This is a genomic window from Mesorhizobium sp. P2_A8, from assembly GCF_056404935.1.
This window is the reverse complement of sequence record NZ_JBFUDB010000005.1, coordinates 305,272-321,386: the sequence shown is the minus strand read 5'-3', so window position 1 is coordinate 321,386 and position 16,115 is coordinate 305,272. Positions and strand designations below refer to the sequence as shown.

The 16,115-nt window shown below is 63.8% G+C and carries 16 protein-coding genes; 4 read left to right on the top strand and 12 right to left on the bottom strand.

Annotation, left to right across the window (positions count from 1 at the left end):
- Window positions 1-44: 44 nt before the first annotated feature.
- From AC1D10_RS16760 to AC1D10_RS16725, 8 genes are read right to left on the bottom strand one after another with little or no spacing between them, the layout of a single operon-like run.
- A complete protein-coding gene (locus tag AC1D10_RS16760) occupies window positions 45-2,270 on the bottom strand; it encodes a Tm-1-like ATP-binding domain-containing protein (RefSeq protein ID WP_477273638.1) in 2,226 nt (741 codons plus the stop codon).
- The gene (locus AC1D10_RS16755; protein ID WP_477273636.1) at window positions 2,263-3,048 is read right to left on the bottom strand and encodes an ABC transporter ATP-binding protein; all 786 of its coding nucleotides are present in this window, start codon (window positions 3,046-3,048) and stop codon (window positions 2,263-2,265) included. The genes AC1D10_RS16760 and AC1D10_RS16755 overlap by 8 nt, the downstream gene beginning before the upstream one ends.
- Window positions 3,049-3,074: 26 nt before the next feature.
- Window positions 3,075-4,322: an ABC transporter substrate-binding protein gene (locus AC1D10_RS16750; protein ID WP_477273634.1), complete on the bottom strand. Its 1,248-nt coding sequence runs from the start codon at window positions 4,320-4,322 to the stop codon at window positions 3,075-3,077.
- Between the two features lie 51 nt (window positions 4,323-4,373).
- Window positions 4,374-5,399 carry a branched-chain amino acid ABC transporter permease gene (locus tag AC1D10_RS16745; RefSeq protein WP_477273632.1) on the bottom strand — a complete coding sequence of 342 codons (1,026 nt, stop codon included), beginning with the start codon at window positions 5,397-5,399 and terminating at the stop codon, window positions 4,374-4,376.
- Window positions 5,396-6,397: a branched-chain amino acid ABC transporter permease gene (locus tag AC1D10_RS16740; RefSeq protein ID WP_477274129.1), complete on the bottom strand. Its 1,002-nt coding sequence runs from the start codon at window positions 6,395-6,397 to the stop codon at window positions 5,396-5,398. Before AC1D10_RS16740 ends, AC1D10_RS16745 begins: the two co-directional genes overlap by 4 nt.
- 44 nt (window positions 6,398-6,441) lie before the next feature.
- Window positions 6,442-7,782, bottom strand: a complete 1,341-nt coding sequence (locus AC1D10_RS16735) for a metal-dependent hydrolase family protein (protein ID WP_477273630.1) — start codon at window positions 7,780-7,782, stop codon at window positions 6,442-6,444.
- 52 nt (window positions 7,783-7,834) lie between these two features.
- A complete protein-coding gene (locus AC1D10_RS16730) occupies window positions 7,835-8,614 on the bottom strand; it encodes an alpha/beta fold hydrolase (RefSeq protein WP_477273628.1) in 780 nt (259 codons plus the stop codon).
- Window positions 8,611-9,489, bottom strand: a complete 879-nt coding sequence (locus AC1D10_RS16725) for a fumarylacetoacetate hydrolase family protein (protein WP_477273626.1) — start codon at window positions 9,487-9,489, stop codon at window positions 8,611-8,613. The genes AC1D10_RS16730 and AC1D10_RS16725 overlap by 4 nt, the downstream gene beginning before the upstream one ends.
- A gap of 224 nt (window positions 9,490-9,713) precedes the next feature.
- On the opposite strand from AC1D10_RS16725, the gene AC1D10_RS16720 reads away from it, so the two are divergent.
- Both AC1D10_RS16720 and rsgA read left to right on the top strand, forming a co-directional pair.
- On the top strand, window positions 9,714-10,385 hold the full coding sequence (locus AC1D10_RS16720; protein WP_477273624.1) for a FadR/GntR family transcriptional regulator: 672 nt from the start codon (window positions 9,714-9,716) through the stop codon (window positions 10,383-10,385).
- Between the two features lie 168 nt (window positions 10,386-10,553).
- A complete protein-coding gene (rsgA, locus tag AC1D10_RS16715; RefSeq protein WP_477273622.1) occupies window positions 10,554-11,591 on the top strand; it encodes a ribosome small subunit-dependent GTPase A in 1,038 nt (345 codons plus the stop codon).
- Window positions 11,592-11,617: 26 nt separating this feature from the next.
- On the opposite strand, the gene AC1D10_RS16710 is transcribed toward rsgA, so the two are convergent.
- Both AC1D10_RS16710 and AC1D10_RS16705 read right to left on the bottom strand, forming a co-directional pair.
- Window positions 11,618-12,040 carry a GFA family protein gene (locus AC1D10_RS16710; protein ID WP_477273620.1) on the bottom strand — a complete coding sequence of 141 codons (423 nt, stop codon included), beginning with the start codon at window positions 12,038-12,040 and terminating at the stop codon, window positions 11,618-11,620.
- A 75-nt stretch (window positions 12,041-12,115) separates the two neighbouring features.
- Window positions 12,116-12,649: a sterol desaturase family protein gene (locus AC1D10_RS16705; protein WP_477273618.1), complete on the bottom strand. Its 534-nt coding sequence runs from the start codon at window positions 12,647-12,649 to the stop codon at window positions 12,116-12,118.
- A gap of 191 nt (window positions 12,650-12,840) precedes the next feature.
- On the opposite strand from AC1D10_RS16705, the gene AC1D10_RS16700 reads away from it, so the two are divergent.
- Complete coding sequence (locus tag AC1D10_RS16700; protein WP_477273616.1) at window positions 12,841-13,311, top strand: NUDIX hydrolase; 471 nt, start codon at window positions 12,841-12,843, stop codon at window positions 13,309-13,311.
- A 132-nt stretch (window positions 13,312-13,443) separates the two neighbouring features.
- The gene (locus tag AC1D10_RS16695) at window positions 13,444-13,896 is read left to right on the top strand and encodes a GFA family protein (RefSeq protein WP_477273614.1); all 453 of its coding nucleotides are present in this window, start codon (window positions 13,444-13,446) and stop codon (window positions 13,894-13,896) included.
- Here AC1D10_RS16695 and pobA read toward each other — a convergent pair.
- On the bottom strand, window positions 13,893-15,062 hold the full coding sequence (gene pobA, locus AC1D10_RS16690; protein WP_477273612.1) for a 4-hydroxybenzoate 3-monooxygenase: 1,170 nt from the start codon (window positions 15,060-15,062) through the stop codon (window positions 13,893-13,895). The two genes, AC1D10_RS16695 and pobA, sit on opposite strands and share 4 nt — an antisense overlap.
- The gene (locus AC1D10_RS16685) at window positions 15,062-16,114 is read right to left on the bottom strand and encodes a 3-carboxy-cis,cis-muconate cycloisomerase (protein ID WP_477273610.1); all 1,053 of its coding nucleotides are present in this window, start codon (window positions 16,112-16,114) and stop codon (window positions 15,062-15,064) included. The genes pobA and AC1D10_RS16685 overlap by 1 nt, the downstream gene beginning before the upstream one ends.
- Window position 16,115: the final 1 nt, after the last annotated feature.

Here is a 16,115-nt window from a genome sequence, read left to right as displayed (position 1 = left end):
AGTGTTTTCAAACATCCACCCGCACGGTGGCGAAGTCCAATTCTTCATGCCCGCCTCTGCAGCTTCGGCGTGATCGCATGGAACGCAGAGAGCACCGCGTCGACGAAAGGCGTATCGTTGATGTTCGCCCGCACCCGTTCGACATGGCGCAAAGGTGTGCGGCGAACCGTCTTCTCGATGGCCTCGAACAGCGCGTTGTCGGCCTCGGGATCGTGAAAAGGCTGACCGGGCGCATCGAGCATCGAGACGCCGCCTTCGGGCAGCAGGAAGCGCACCGGGCCATTCATGGCGTTGAGCCGCGCGCCGATCCATTCGCCGAAGGCGCGGTTCTCGTCGCGCGTGGTGCGCATCAGCGTGACGTTCGGATTGTGGATGACGAATTTGCGGCTGCGGAATTTCTCCGGCACGCTGTCGCGCGGGCCGAAATTGACCATGTCGAGCGCACCGGTCGAGCCGACATAGGGCAGTCCGGTGCGGATCGCAGCGCCGAAGCGATCCTCGGTCGCCGGGAACACGCCGCCGACGATCATGTCGGCCACTTCCGTGGTGGTCAGGTCGAGAAAGGCCGAAAGCAGCCTGGAATCGCCGAGATTTTCCATGGCGCGTCCGCCGATGCCGGTGGCATGGAAGACGAGGCAGTCATAGTCGGCTTCAAGCCGCTTGGTCACCGCTTGCACGGCGAGCGTGGTGACGCCGAACATGGTGATGCCGACAGCCGGCCGCGCCAGTTTGCGCTTTGCTTCCCACGCCTCGGCACTGGGCAGTTGGGCGACCATGCCGGCCATCGCATGCGCGGCATTGGACAGCACCTGTTCGGTGATCGAGTTCAGCCCCTGAACATCGGCGACCGAATGGAACATCATGATGTCGGCGCCGCCGACATATTTGGCGACATCGCCGGCCGCCACCGTCGAGACCATCAGCTTGGGGATGCCGACCGGCAGCACACGCATGCCTGATGTGGCCAGCGTGGTGCCGCCGGAGCCGCCGGCGGAGATGACGCCGCCGATGCGCGGCTCACGCTCGATCCAGCGGGCGAAGGCGTCCGCCATGGCGCTGACCGCGCCGCCGCGATCGTTGGTGAAAACGGCGGACGAGCCGCGTGGGTGCATGCCGGCCACCTGCATGGCGGGCACGTCGGCGCTGGTCGGCTTGCCCGATGTCGACAGATCGACGGTGCGCACCGGGATGCCCAGCGACTTCAGCCGGTCGGCGACGAAGCGCAATTCCTTGCCCTTGGTGTCGAAGGTGCCGACGACCAGCACTGTGCGGCCGATGCGCTCGGCAAAGGGAATGGCGAAGACCTTCTTCAAATCGTCCTGCGGCGCTGCCTTGTCGACCGCCGCCTGACGCATCTCGGTGACCGGCACGTTCCAGCGGTTGGGCAAGTCGGTGACCGGACGATAGACGCCGCTCTGCGGCATCGGTTCGGCCGAGCCGGCGCCAGTGCGGTCGACACGATAGACCTCCGCCAGTTGTTGCTTTGCCTGGGCGGCTTCGGCCGGCGTGACGGGCGTTTCCTCGGCATGGCGGCCGACACCAAGCAGCCGCTGCTGCAATTCACGGTCGGCGGCGAGTGCCCTGGCGTCCATCAGCCGGTTGATGCGGCCGTTGACCATGACGGCGACCTGGTTCGACACCGCGGTCGCGACGCCGATGTTCTGTTCAATGACCAGAACCGCCATCTCGCCCTCGGCGGCGAGATCGACCAGCATCTGTTCGACCTGGTCGACGATGATCGGCGCCAGCCCCTCGGTCGGCTCATCCATGACCAGCAGCTTCGGGTCACTGAGCAGCGCGCGGGAGATCGCCAGCATCTGCTGTTCACCGCCTGACAATTGCGAGCCGCCGTTTGTCCGGCGTTCGGCCAGGCGCGGAAAAGTCTGGTAGACACGCTCGACCGTCCAGCTGGCATCGCGCCTGATACCACCAGCAAGCCGCAGATGTTCGTCGACGGTCAGGCTCGGCCAGACGCGGCGGCCTTGCGGCACATAGCCGACGCCGAGGCGGTGGATCTCATGCGGCTCGAGAGCGGTGATCTCGCGGCCGTCAAAACGGATCGAACCGGACTTCGCGCGCTTCAAGCCGACGATGGTGTTGCAGAGCGTGGACTTGCCCATGCCGTTGCGGCCGACCACCGATAGCACGCCGCTTTCCAGCGTCAGCGAAACGCCCTGCAACGCATGGCTTTCGCCGTAGAAGACCTGCAGGTCGTCTATCCTGAGGATGGCCTTGGCCGGTTTGCCGGAGGCGGTCTGGCGCTCAGCCATGCTTGCCCCCGAGATAGATCTCCTGGACCTCGGGATCGGCCTCGATCTCCTGCGGCGTGCCTTCCTTGAACAGCCGGCCATTGTGCATCATCGAGACATATTCCGACACGCGCAGGGCAACGTCGAGATCGTGTTCGATGATGATGTAGCCGATGTGTTTCGGCAGCGCATTGAGGATGGCGACGAGGTCGCGGCGTTCGGTCGGCGAAAGGCCGGCCGCCGGCTCGTCGAACAGGATGAAGCGCGGTGCACCGGCCAACGCCAGCGCGATCTCCAGCTGGCGTTGCTGGCCATGGCTCAGCGTCGCCACCAGCGTGTCGCGATAGGCTTCGAGATGCACGGCGTTGAGGATCGATTCCGCCTGCACCATGTTGACGTCGGTGACCGTCGGGCGCAGCAGCGAAAACCGCCGGCGCGAGACGCCACGGCAAGCGAGAAAGATGGAATCGAGGACCGACAGGCCTTTGAACAATTGCGAAATCTGATAGGTGCGCCGCAGTCCGCGGCGGATGCGCTCATGCGGCGGCAGATCGGTGATGTCCTCGCCGAAGAAGCGGATGCGCCCTGCCGTCGGCAGGAAATCGCCGGTCACGGCATTGAACAGGGTCGTCTTGCCGGCGCCGTTGGAGCCGAGGACCGCGCGCCGTTCACCGGCCGCGATCCTCATAGTGATGCCCGAGAGCGCCACCAGCGCCCCGAAATGCCGCGCCACGCCATCGAGCTCCAGCGCATAGGCGCCGGTGCTCTGGAGACGGTTTGCTGAGAAGCTTTCGGTCACTGGCGCTACACTCGAATTCCGATGTGTTACGGGCAGCTCGGATTGTCGCGGTTGACCGCACCGAGTTTCATGAACTCGTCTTCGGGAATGCCGAGCGTCTGGTTGACCTGCGGCACGACCTTGACCAGCTTGTTGAGGAGATTGCCGTCGGCACCTTCGGTGACTTCGGTCAGGAAGATGTCGGCGATGGCGTTGCGATTCTTGTCGAGCGACACCTTGCCGGTCGGCGTGTCGAAGGACAGTTTCGACAGCGCATCGCGGAGCTTCTTGCCACCATCGGAGACATCGCCGCCGACCTGGTCGAGGCCGAGCAGCGTCGCCTTCATGTTGACATAGTAGCCGTGGGCGAAGAGCGAGGGCGAGGGAAACGCGCCTGGCTGCTTCTTGTAGGCCTCGACGAACGTCTTCCAGGCCGGCGCGTCATTGGTGTCTGCCGTCGGCCCGGCCGAGGGTGTGCCCTTCAGCACGTCGCGCAGCTTGCCTTTCGAGGTCAGCACTGTCTGGTCAACGGTAATCGAACCGCCGATCAGCGGTGCGGAGCCGCCACCCTGCTGGTACTGGGTCAGGAAGTTGACGGCGTCGGCGCCGCCGAGCGCGACGTAGATCGCATCGACGTCTTCCGGGATCGCCGCGATGACCGAAGAAAAGTCCTTGTTGCCGATCGGCACCCAGGACTTCGACGGCACGTGGCCGCCGGCCTTGCAGAACTCTGCCATGAAGCCGAACACCTGCGTGTAGGGGAAGGAATAATCCTCGGCGACGGTGGCGACCTTCTTGTAGCCCTTGTCCTTGAAGGCATAGGTGCCGAGGCCGGCCATCCACTGGGCGCCATCGGTCGAGAAGCGGAAGAAATTTTCCGCCGGATCGCGCAGCGTGGTGTCCTGCGCGGCCGAGGTGCCGTTGATGAAGGTCACGTTCGGCTGCGTCTTGGCGTAGTCCTTGACCGCGAGGCCTTCGTCGCCCGAAAGCGGACCGACCAGCACCTTGACGCCGTCCTGCTCGACCAGCTTGCGCGCCGCGCGCACGGCGCTGTCGGGCGAGGCGTCGGACGAGCCCTTGACGATCTCGATCTTCTTGCCGGCGACCGTGCCGTTCATCTCGGCAACCGCCGTCATGGCGCCGCGCTCACCGTCCTCGCCGAGCACCGTGAACGGTCCCTCGAAGGTGGCGAGCAGGCCGATCTTGATGGTGTCGTCGGCGGCGAGCGCCATCGAAGGGGCGGTCAGCCCGGTGAACACCGCCAGGGCCAGCAATGTACGTCTATGCATCCTCATGATTTTTCCTCCCGTTGATTTCGTTTTGCAGTGGTTCATCCGTTCCGGCCGCTACGAGCCGGGACGCAAGGACTCCTGGGCAAGATTTGCCTTGATCCTCCCCCACAACCCAAGAATTCCATCCGGTGAGACGAAGACGATCACCAGGAACACCATGCCGATCAGCGTGTTGAAACGCTCGGCACCGACGATGTCGATGGCGAAGGTCTGCATCAGGACGACGACGATCGCGCCGAGAAATGGCCCGATCGGATGGCGAAGGCCGCCGATGACGGCAATGATCAGCACGTCGATCGCGGCATCGACGCCGATGGTGCCGGGCGAGACACGGCCGTTGAACCAGACCAGCAGCACGCCCGCCAGTCCGGCGATGACGCCGGCCAGCAGCCAGGCGAAGACCTTGTGCGCGGTGACGTGATAGCCAAGCGCGCGCATGCGGCGCGGATTGTCGCGGATCGCCTGCAAGGTCATGCCGAAGGTCGAGCGCGAACCGTAGAGCACGGCTGCGTAGGAAAGCACCGCCAGACCGAGGCAAAGGTAGTAAAAAGGCCGGGGATCGCGCCAGTTGAGGCCCCAGAAGGCCGGGGCGCGGATGCCGGCGTAGCCGGAATGGCCGTTGAAGATGGCGTAGTTCTGCTGGGCGAAATAGTAAGTCGCGGTGGCGATCGCCAGCGTGATCATGATGGTGTAGATGCCCTCGGTGCGCACCGAGATCCAGCCGATCAGCGCCGAGGCCAGTGCCGCCGCAACAACCGCGAAGGGCACTGCGAGCCACCACGGCCAGCCGAAGCCCAGGACGTTGGAATTGTTGTTGCCGAGGATGGCGATGGCGTAGGCGGCAATGCCGGCGACCGTGATCTGCGCCAGGCTGACCATGCCGCCATAGCCGGCGAGCAGCATCAGCGACAGACCCAGCATGCCGAAGACCAGGGAATACCCGCCGATCTGAGTCAGAAAGAAATCCGAGGCCACCAGCGGGTAAAGCACAAGTGCTGGCGCAAGGATGATGTGGCCGGCGCCGAGCTTGTCCAGCCAGTTCTGCTGCGTCGCGCTGCCGGTGGCGATGGCCAGACTCATCTCGCCTTCCCCATGATGCCTTGCGGCCGGACCGCCAGCGTCACCACCATGATGACGAAGGTGAGCACGATGCCGTAGGTCGGGAAGTAGACGAGGCCGATCTGTTCGGCGAGGCCGATCAGCAGCGCGCCGATGGCGGCCCCTGAAATCGAGCCCATGCCGCCGACGATGACGACAACCAGCGAGGCCAGGAGGTAGCGGACATCCTCGCCGGGCGCGACGGAAAGCGCCGAACCCCCGACGACACCGGCAAAACCGGCAAGCCCGGCGCCGACGGCAAAGACGATGGCGAACACCGCATGCACATTGACGCCGGATGCCTGCAGCATGGCACGGTCATCGACGCCGGCGCGGATCATCATGCCGACGCGTGTCCGGTGCAGCATCAGCCAGAGGCCGACGCCGATGACGATCGCCGCCGCCAGCACGACGACGCGGTATAGCGGATAGGTGAGAAAGACCGAGGCACCGTTGGAGCGCACCGCGGTGATGATCGGGAGCGTCAGGGCGCCATCGAGCCATTCCGGCGTGGTGATCTGATAGGTGCCGCCAGCCCAGACTGCCAGCATCAGGTCGGCGGCGACGATCGAGATGCCGATGCTGACCAGGGTCTGGCGCAGGTCGTCACCCTCCAGGCGGCGGAAGACGAAGACCTGCATGACGACCCCGACGAGGGCCAGCACGGCAAAGCCGGCGGCGACGCCAAGCAGCCAGTAGCCGGTGCGGTTGGTGACCTCGTAGCCGATATAGGCGCCGAGCAGATAGAGCGAGCCATGCGCCAGATTGACGTTGCGCATCAGGCCGAAGATCAGCGTGAAACCGCTGGCGACAAGGAAATACAGGCCGGCCAGCGTGATGCCGTTGAGGATGGCGCTGACGAAAGCCTTCTTCGAGATCAGGATCGCGTTCAGCCAGTCCGGCCACACGGCAAAGACCAGCCATGCGATGACGGCGGCGGCAAGCAGGCCGACGAGACCCCAGGCCTGCCGCCCGGTCATGCCGCTGCCGGCAAGCGGCGACGAGGATGGCTGGTCGAGCAGGCTCATGCAGTCAGCCGCCGGCGCTGCTCGTTCATGCGCGGCGCCTTGTGGAACTTGCCGTCCTTCATGATGGCAAGGATGCGGTTCTTGTCCTGCAGGATGCGCACGTCGGCGATCGGATCACCGTCGACCAGCAGAATGTCGGCGAGATAGCCTTCCTTGATCAGGCCGAGTTCGTCGCCCATGTTCATGATCTGGCCGCCATATTTGGTGCCGGCCTGGATAGCTTCCATCGGCGAGAAGCCGAGCATCTCGACGAAGGTCTGGATGTCCTTGGCGTTGGTGCCCTGCGGTGTCCAGGCAAAACCGTAGTCGCCGCCGATGCAAACGCGGATGCCGCGCCTGTGCATCTTCTTCATCGTCTCGATGCACATTTCGAGTTCGCGCTCATATTCGAGCGACAGCGGCGAGCCCGGCTTGATGCCCCATTGCTCAGCATGGCGTGCGGTGTTGATCAGCCAGGCAATGCCGGGCGCGACGAAGTGCTTGTCCTTCACCGCCTCGAGCATGTCGAGCGCTTCCTCGTCGGCGAAGGAGGCATGGTAGATGTTCTGGATGCCATGGCGGACGCATTGCTTAACCGAGCCGGACGAGCGCGCATGCGCCGACAGCACCTTGTTGCGGCAGCGCGCCTCGGAGGCCGCCATGGCGACCTCCTCTTCCGACATCGGCGTTTCCTCGGCGCCCATGCCGGTGATGCTCTCGCCGGACAGGTTCAGCTTGATGGAATCGACGCCGTATTTGATCAACTGGCGCACGGTGCGACGGATTTCCTCGGGGCCGGAGACGACGATGCCGAGATTGAGCCCCTCATGCGGAATGTGCGACGGCGAGGAATCGCCGAGGCCGCCGACCGTGGTGATCTCAGGGCCCGCCGCGAGATAGCGGGGGCCGGGAAAGCGGCCCTGGTTGATGAATTTTTTGGCGACGACATCGAGACGCGGCTTGGCGGCGGCCGCACCCCGGCCGGCGGTGAAGCCGGCATCGAGCACCAGCTTGGCCATTTCCATGGTGACCAGCATGTGCTCTTCGATCTCCATCATCTGGATGGGATCGATGCCCGGCGCATTGTTCCAGGATAGATGCAGATGCGCGTCGATCATGCCGGGCATCAGCGTCGCGCCCATGCCGTCGATCGTCGTGACGCCCCCTGGTGCACCGCCGCTGTAGAAAGACGACGAGGACGAGCCGAAGCGTGACGAGCCCTTGGTGATCTGCTTGATGCGGTTGCCCTGCACCAGCACCTCGCCGGTGTAGGGATATTCACCGGTGGCGTCGAGCACGCGCACATTGGTGAAGAGCGTGCTGCTCGAACTGTTGCCGTTCCAGCTGTCGTCTGCCATCACAAGCCTCCCAACTTGCCGAGCGCGTAGTTCTACGCCCGATCCAAAATCGTCACCTATCAACCCGTCTCAAAAAATCGGCGAGCTTCTGGCTGCTTTCGCGCGGGCTTTCCACCGTGGCCCAGTGCCCGCACCGATCCAGTGACGAGAATACGGCGCCCTTGATCTTGTCGGCAAGCGCCTGGCCGACACCCGCCGGATTGACCGTGTCGGCGTCGCCGGTGACGAGCAGCGTCGGTGCCGAGATCCGCCGCGCATCGACCGCGCTCGCCTTGGCCAAGGCCTCACAGGTGCGGGCGTAGGATTCTGGATCTTGGCGGGTGATCGATTCCCGCACGAAGGCGACAGCGGCAGGCGAGGTTTCCCTGGTGTGCGCCGAGATCGCATTGGCGACGATCTGGTCGGCGATATCGGCAATGCCGCCCGAGCGCGCCAGCCGTGCCCGGTTGGCAAGACCTTGTCGCGTTGCTTCCGCCGGCTCGGCAAGGGCGCCGAACAGCGCCAGCGAGGCCACCAGCGAAGGCTGCGTTGCCGCAATCTGCTGGCAGACGATGGTGCCCATCGAATGGCCGACGAAATGCGCTGTAGTGACGCCCATGCCGGCCATTGCGCGGACCACGGCCTCGCTCATCAGTTCGATGGTCAACGGTTCGATCGGGCGCGGCGAACGGCCGGAGCCCGGCAGGTCGAGCCGGATAACGCGGTAGCCGGAAAGCGCCGCCATCTGCGGCTGGAACATGTTCGAGGTGCCGCCGAGGCCATGGATCATCACAACGGCAGCGCCCTCGCCGACAACTTCCGCAACGACCGGGCCAACTGTCACCGTCGTCATTGCGCATACTCCGCGAAGCGGTTTTCCAGCGTGCCGATGCCGTCGATCTCGATGCGCACGACGTCGCCGGCCTTGAGATATTTCGGCGGATCGAAGCCGATGCCGACGCCGACCGGCGTGCCGGTGGCGATGATGTCGCCGGGCTTCAGCGTGATGCCCTGCGACAGCGTGGCGATGATGGTCGGAATGTCGAAGATGAGCAGCGATATCCGGGAATCCTGGCGCAGATCCCCGTTGACGAAGCAGCGGATGCCGGCGGTCGCCAGGTCGAGCTCATCCCTGGTCACGGCCCACGGCCCCATCGGACAGAACGTGTCCTGCGACTTTCCGATCAGCCACTGGCTGTATTTGCCTTGCAGGTCACGGGCGGTGACGTCGTTGACGATGGTGTAGCCCCAGACGTGGTCGAGCGCATCCGCCTTCGAGATGCCGCGCCCGCCCTTGCCGATGATGACGGCGAGTTCGGCCTCGTAGTCGATCGCCGTCGAGACGGAGGAATCGATCAGCACACTGGCATGGTTGGCGACGACCGATTCCGGAACCTTGGAAAAGATGATCGGGTGTTTCGGGATCGCGCCGGCGCCGGCGCTGGAATCGAAGCCGCTGCGCGCGAACTCATGCGCATGCTCGTGATAGTTCTTGCCGACGCAGAAAATGTTGCGGCGCGGCTGCGGGATCGGCGCCTCGATCTCGACCTGCGCCAGCGGGATCGGCGACAGGGTGCGTGGCATGCCGGCGCCATTGCCCTCGATCAAGGCCAGGATGCCGGCCTGGGCCTGATCGACGGCAAAATCGAAAGGCGCGACGGCCTGGGCATCAAGGTCGACAAGACCCACGCGACGTTCGCCGGCGATCGAAAAAGTCGCGACCCGCATCCGCATCCTCCCTGAACCAATACTGAGCCAATTTTTCGCTCTTTCGTTACACGCTATCGCCGATTGGTTTAGGCCGCAAGCGGAATCTGACTTGGTCTGACCAAACGCATTCGTTGGCAAGCCAGTGGACTTCTGCGGGGATGCCGGCAATCCGGCCGAATGGACGACGGCTTCAGAAGCTGATATCTATGGTTCAATACCGGATCAGATAAAAGCAGCCAAATATGCCAAAGCTCGTCGCCAACGATATCGCCACTGCCCTGAAGAAACGCATCTCTTCAGGCGAATGGATCGAGAATGGCCGTATGCCTCCGGAGCGCGATCTGGCGAGCGAATTCGGCGTCGCGCGCAACACCGTGCGGCGAGCCGTTTCCTTCCTCGAGGATGATGGCACGGTGGTGCGGCATGTCGGACGCGGAACCTTCCTGACCGCCACCAATCCGGGCTCGATGGCGGCCACCGTCGGGCGGATGGAAGGCACCAGCCCGGCCGACATGATGGAGATCAGGCAACTGCTGGAGCCGGCGGCAGCATCGTTCGCCGCCACCAATGCCAGCGCCACCGAACTCAACGCTGTGCGCGAGGCGCACAAGATCGCCTCCGAATCCCAGGACATGCCGACATTCGAGCACTGGGATGCCGAGTTCCACCACCGCATCTTCGCCTGCTCGCGCAACGACTTCCTCAAGGAGATCCACAATCTGATGCGCATCCTGCGCAATCAGGCGCCATGGTTCGAAATGAAGAAGCGATCGTTTTCGGAAGAGCGGCGCAGCGTCTATTGCAGCGAGCACCAGATGATTCTCGATGCGCTGCTGCGGCGCGATCCCGAGAGCGCCAGCCAGGCAATGCTGGCACATCTGAGAACCGTCGAGCGCAATCTGCTGGGGCGGTAGCAGCCAGGATCGGGATAGGTGCCGAGCAGAAGCTTGCCGCTCGCCTGTGGCCACGGCCCGGCTTGCCAAATGCCGCCATGCCGCCCATACACGGGCTGGGCAATCCGCCCCACCCCATTCGCGCCCCACCCGCCAGGGATACTGTCCGATGTCTGCGACGCCGTACCCTTGGTCAAAGCCGTGACGGAGCGCTCTACGCCATCACTTGCCAGTCTGGGCTGGACGGATTTTTTCGGCGACCAGATCGAGCCCGGCGAAGCCAATCTCATCCCGACGCGGATCGCCACAGTCCATCGCGACCGCCTGACCGGCCTGTCTCAGGCAGGACCAATCGACCTGACGCTGCCGGCGCAGGCGAACACCGGTGACTATGCCGTCGGCGACTGGGTGCTCGTCGATGCGCATGACAGCCTTGTGCAGCGCCGCCTGACCCGCAAGACCGTGCTGGAACGCCGCACCCAGGGTGGCAGGGTGCCGCAACTTGCCGCGGCCAATGTCGACACGCTGTTCATCGTCACCTCCTGCAATGCCGACTTCAATCCCGCCCGGCTCGAGCGCTATCTGGCGCTGGCCAACGAGGCTGGAACGACGCCGGTGATCCTGCTGACAAAAGCCGATACCGTCGCTGACGCCGAGACGTATGAGAGGCAGGCTGCGGCGCTGCAGCGTGGATTGGCGGTCGTGACGCTGAACCCCCGCACATCAGATGCGGCAACAGCCTTGGCTGCCTGGTGCGGCGCGGGCCAAACGGTCGCGCTGGTCGGCTCTTCCGGCGTCGGCAAATCGACGCTGGTCAACACGCTGGCCGGATCGGCACAGCAATTGCCGCAACAGACCGGAGACATCCGCGAACACGACGCCAAAGGACGCCACACCACCACGTCCCGATCGTTGCACGCCATCGCCGGTGGCGGCTGGGTGATCGACACGCCGGGAATGCGAACGCTGCAGGTCAGCGACGTCGCCTACGGCATCGACACGCTGTTTGCCGAAATCACCGAGCTCGCGCCGCTCTGCAAGTTCCGTGACTGCACGCACGTGCATGAGCCGGGCTGTGCGGTGCAGGCTGCCTTGAAGGCCGGTACGCTCGATCCGGAACGTCTTGCCCGCTGGCGAAAACTGTCCGACGAAAACCAGAACAACACGCCGGTTCAGAGCGGCCCTCGCGGAGCCAAAACTCCCGGCGGCCGCGGCAAGAGGCGTTGAAGGGCTGAGGCACGCCACCCCGGCCTTTAGCCGTTGCGTGATCGCGAGTAGCTCGTGAGATCCCCCGTCAACAGGTCCCAGTCGAGAGCCTCGCTCGTCCAGACATGGAAGGTTGGAGGGATCGCGCTCGGGTTGTCCAAACTGACTGTCATTACGTCGAGTTCGTCGGGTGAGTCGTCCCGGCGATAGGTCAGAGGAGACCCGCATCGGCCGCAGAAGCTGCGGGTGACGCCGGGTGAAGAGGTGTAGTCGACCGGCGCACCGCGGGTGTAGCGAAAACCTGCCGATGGCACACCAATGAAGGGGAGCCGGGGCGCCGATGCAGCGCGCCGACAGGTCTCGCAATGGCATATGCCGCTGCTGATCGGTTCGCTCTCAACGATATAGCGCACCGCGCCGCAAAGGCATCCACCCTCCATCCATCCTCCGGCGTTGACCAATTCGACCATTCCACGCGACCGGCCTCATCATCGACAGTATGAACTCGACTCGGCCAACCGCCACCTCAATTTCCAAACGGGCTCTCAGAGCCGCGCCGTGCCGAAAACCCGATCCCAGAATATCGACGTCACGCCGAAATTGGCGTTTTCGTCGACATGGTGGTGCACGGCGTGGCGGCGCTTGAGCGTGTAGAGATAGCTCGGATGGGTGGGATGCCAGTGATGAATCATGTGATGGACACTGATGTACCAGAGATATCCCAGCATCAGCCCGCAGCTTACCGCGCTCGCGGTTGCGAAGTCCGAGACCACCCAAACGGGCACAAACGCGACCAGGGCATGCACTCCGAGGCTGAGCCAGGTCGGCGTACCCACCGAACTGCGCTCCTCGACATGGTGACGATCATGCAGGTCCTTGATGTAGGGAATGTGGTGAAGGACGAACCTGTGCAAGAGGTATTCGGTCAGCGTCCAGAGGCCGAGACAGGCGAGGACCGTGCCTATCCAGCCTGGCGCACTCTCTTCGCCGGCCTCGAACAACCCGACCACTGCCAGCACGGCGATCACCAGTGGATACACCACGAAGTCGCTATAGTAGCCAATAAGACCGAGTTGCATCGTCACGCCCTATCTAGCCTTCGAGCCGCCAAACAAGCGATGGTGTCAGATTGCCGGACTCGCGGACGAGGAGCAATGCAGCCGCACCTGACATAGCGTCGCAATCATCTGGCGCAAGGTCGGCAGCCATGATCCAGGAGAATCGGTAGACCGCCGCCTTCGCAACCAGATTCACAAACGGACATTAAAAAATGGCAAAACGCAGTGCGGGGTTGCTGATCTACCGTCAAGGCGACAGCAGTCTTCAGGTGCTGCTGGTTCATCCAGGCGGACCGTTCTGGGCGAAGAAGGACGACGGCGCGTGGTCGATACCGAAGGGTCTCGTCGGTGAGAACGAGGACGCGTTGGCGGCAGCGCAACGCGAGACCGAGGAAGAGCTCGGCGTCAAGGTCGATGGCCCCTTCGCGCGGCTCGGCGACTACAAGCAACCGGGCGGAAAGATCGTCACGGCCTGGTCCGTCGAGGCGCGTATCGACATCGACGTGGCCGCCATCAGGAGCAACACTTTCACCATGGAATGGCCGCCAAGGTCGGGATCGATGAAGGAATTCCCGGAAGTCGACAGAGCCGGATGGTTCACCTTGCCCAAGGCTGAGGTCAAAATCCTCAAGGGGCAGCGGCCGATGCTGTCGGATCTTGCCAGGCAGCATTACGCTGAATGAGGATCGCCAGCGGTGCGGCCCCTAAAGCGCGCCGCGCTTTAAGGTTTTGTTTTATGCATGTCGTTGTCCCAAAACCGGGACTTGGGCGACATGCATTAGGCTGCGGACTCATAAAAGCGAAGCCACAATCTGATGGCCGCCAAGGCCATGCTCGACAAGAAGGCGCCGCCGGCAAGGAGAATTTGCATGCGTGGTCATTGCTTATGTGGCGCTGTTGCTTTTGAAGTCGATGGCCCGGTACAAGCATGCGTGAGCTGTCATTGTGAAAGTTGTCGGCGGCAATGTTCTGCGCCGATGACCACCTACATTGGCGTCTTGGACAGCCAATGGCGATGGCTGGGCAAGTCACCGAAGGTATTCAACTCTTCTCCCGGTGTGGAAAGAACATTTTGCGATAAATGTGGCTCGCCGCTGTCCTTCCGCTCAAAGAACATGTCCGGTGTCATGCATTTTTTTGCCGCAGCGATGGAGGAGCCGGAAAAATTTGCACCCACGCTGCATGTCGCTTTTGAGGAGAAGCTCCCTTGGTTGAAATTCGCCGACGGCCTGCCGACACGGTTTGGGCCTGACTACACGAAAAACTAGTAAGGCAGGCCGACATAGTTCTCGGCCAGCGCAGTCGACGCTGCACGCGACTGTACGAGGTAGTCGAGCTCGGCTTCCTGGATGCGCTGACCGAAATCGCCGGTGTCGGGAAAGCGATGCAGCATCGTCGTCATCCACCAGGAAAAGCGGACCGCCTTCCAGACCCGCGCCAGCGCCTTGCCTGAATAGGCGTCGATGCCGGCATGCGATTTCTCAACGTAGAAATCGCGCAAACCGGTGAAGAGATAACGCACATCGCTGGCGGCGAGATTGAGGCCCTTGGCGCCGGTCGGCGGCACGATATGGGCGGCGTCCCCGACCAGGAACAACCTGCCGAAACGCAACGGCTCGGCCACGAAGGAGCGCAGCGGCGCGATCGATTTTTCGAAGGATGGACCGGTGACGACGCCTGCTGCCGTCTGCTCCGGCAAGCGGCGGCGCAATTCGTCCCAGAACCGGTCGTCGGACCACGCCTCGACACGGTCACCCTCGGGGCACTGCACATAGTAGCGGCTGCGGTGCGTCGAACGCATCGAGCACAGCGCAAAACCCCGCTCATGATTGGCGTAGACCAGTTCGTGATCGGCCGGCGGCACTTCAGCCAGCACGCCGAGCCAGCCGAACGGATAGTGGCGCTCGAAGGTTTTCAGCGCAGGTTCGGGCACCGATCTGCGGCTGACGCCGTGGTAGCCATCGCAGCCGGCGATGACGTCGCAGTCGATGCGATGCGTGACGCCGTCCTCGTCATAGGTGGCAAAAGGCGCCTCGCCGTCGAAATCGTGCAGCGTAACGTTCGCCGCCTCGTAGATCGTGGTCAGTCCTGCCGCAGCGCGCTTGTCCATCAAATCATGCGTCACTTCGGTCTGGCCATAGACGGTGACGTGCCTTCCCGTCAGCGCCTCGAGGTCGATGCGGTGCAGGCGTCCGTCGAAGGCGAGCGAGATGCCGGAATGCGGCAGCCCCTCGGCGTGCAGCCGTGCAGCGACACCCGCTTCCTCCAGCAGTTCGACGGTGCCTTGTTCGAGCACGCCGGCGCGCACGCGGCCAAGCACGTGGTCGCGGCTCGAGCGTTCCAGAATGACAGTCTCGACGCCGATCGTGCTGAGAAGCTGGCCGAGCAGCAGGCCGGACGGTCCGGACCCGACAATGAGAACCTGTGTGCGCATCAGTGCCCGAGACTTTCGATCTGTCCGGCCAGTTCGGCGGCAAGCCGCAGCGATGCGGCTGTCGCCACCACCATCTGCGGCAGCAGCAGCCATTCCAGCGTCCAGGCGGCGCCCGATCGCTCCTGCTCATGCACCAGCGCCTGATGCATGCCGGAAAGCTGCGTGGCGTTGAAGCGGGCCAGCGCCGCCAGCGCCTCGGCCTTCACCGGGTTCTGCTTGTGCGGCATGGCCGACGAGCCGCCGCCGCCCGAAAGCGCGATGTCGGTTGCGCCTTGCGCCATCAGCGCAATGTCCTGGCCGAACTTGCCGAGGCTACCCGTTACCAGCGACAGCCAGCCGGCAAAATCGGCGAGCGCATCGCGCTGGCTCTGCCATTGCGGCGCATTGCCGAGGCTGAGCCTGAAGGCAAGCGCCGCACGGACGGCTGGCGCCTTGTCGCCGAGTTTTTCGAGCGTGCCGGCCGCACCGCCGAACTGCACGACGAGCAATCGCCGGGACTGCTCTGCCAATCGCGATTGATGGCGCTGTAGCGGCGCCCGCCATGCGGCAATGCGATCCGCCACCGTGATCGGGATCGCCGGCTGCATCCGCGTCATCGCCATTAGCGCCCTGCCCCCGAAGCGCTCTTCGATCGAGGCGAGGCGCATGACGGTCTCGGTCAGCAGCAGGCCGAGATGCTCGACGACGGATTTCAGCCGAAGCATCAGGCCCGTATCGATGACATCCTGGCTGGTCGCGCCGAAATGAACGGAGGCGCCATGCGGTTCGCCGACCGCCGCCCTGATCTGGCGCACCAGCTCCGGCACGATGACGCCGTCCCTGGCCACACCGGCCCGCAGCAAAGCGGTGTCGGGCCGGAACGTGCCAAGCCCCGCCACGATCGCTGCCGCCGCAACTTTGGTGATGATCCCGTTTTCCGCCTCCACTTCGGCCAGCGCACGCTCGAAGGCCAGCATCGCTTCGATTTCCGCCTCGACGGAAAAATGCCGGCTCGCTTCCTCGTCGCCGAGAAGAGCGGAGAGCAATGGATGGTCGAAGGGCGATACGGTCATA

What these genes read in the sequence shown, in the direction of transcription:
- AC1D10_RS16760 (WP_477273638.1), bottom strand. Translation starts at nt 2,270, where the DNA reads ATGGCTGAGCGCCAGACCGCCTCCGGCAAACCGGCCAAGGCCATCCTC.
- AC1D10_RS16750 (WP_477273634.1), bottom strand. Translation starts at nt 4,322, where the DNA reads ATGAGGATGCATAGACGTACATTGCTGGCCCTGGCGGTGTTCACCGGG.
- AC1D10_RS16745 (WP_477273632.1), bottom strand. Translation starts at nt 5,399, where the DNA reads ATGAGTCTGGCCATCGCCACCGGCAGCGCGACGCAGCAGAACTGGCTG.
- AC1D10_RS16740 (WP_477274129.1), bottom strand. Translation starts at nt 6,397, where the DNA reads ATGACCGGGCGGCAGGCCTGGGGTCTCGTCGGCCTGCTTGCCGCCGCC.
- AC1D10_RS16735 (WP_477273630.1), bottom strand. Translation starts at nt 7,782, where the DNA reads ATGGCAGACGACAGCTGGAACGGCAACAGTTCGAGCAGCACGCTCTTC.
- AC1D10_RS16730 (WP_477273628.1), bottom strand. Translation starts at nt 8,614, where the DNA reads ATGACGACGGTGACAGTTGGCCCGGTCGTTGCGGAAGTTGTCGGCGAG.
- AC1D10_RS16725 (WP_477273626.1), bottom strand. Translation starts at nt 9,489, where the DNA reads ATGCGGGTCGCGACTTTTTCGATCGCCGGCGAACGTCGCGTGGGTCTT.
- AC1D10_RS16720 (WP_477273624.1), top strand. Translation starts at nt 9,714, where the DNA reads ATGCCAAAGCTCGTCGCCAACGATATCGCCACTGCCCTGAAGAAACGC.
- AC1D10_RS16710 (WP_477273620.1), bottom strand. Translation starts at nt 12,040, where the DNA reads ATGGTCGAATTGGTCAACGCCGGAGGATGGATGGAGGGTGGATGCCTT.
- AC1D10_RS16705 (WP_477273618.1), bottom strand. Translation starts at nt 12,649, where the DNA reads ATGCAACTCGGTCTTATTGGCTACTATAGCGACTTCGTGGTGTATCCA.
- AC1D10_RS16700 (WP_477273616.1), top strand. Translation starts at nt 12,841, where the DNA reads ATGGCAAAACGCAGTGCGGGGTTGCTGATCTACCGTCAAGGCGACAGC.
- AC1D10_RS16695 (WP_477273614.1), top strand. Translation starts at nt 13,444, where the DNA reads ATGGCCGCCAAGGCCATGCTCGACAAGAAGGCGCCGCCGGCAAGGAGA.
- pobA (WP_477273612.1), bottom strand. Translation starts at nt 15,062, where the DNA reads ATGCGCACACAGGTTCTCATTGTCGGGTCCGGACCGTCCGGCCTGCTG.
- AC1D10_RS16685 (WP_477273610.1), bottom strand. Translation starts at nt 16,114, where the DNA reads ATGACCGTATCGCCCTTCGACCATCCATTGCTCTCCGCTCTTCTCGGC.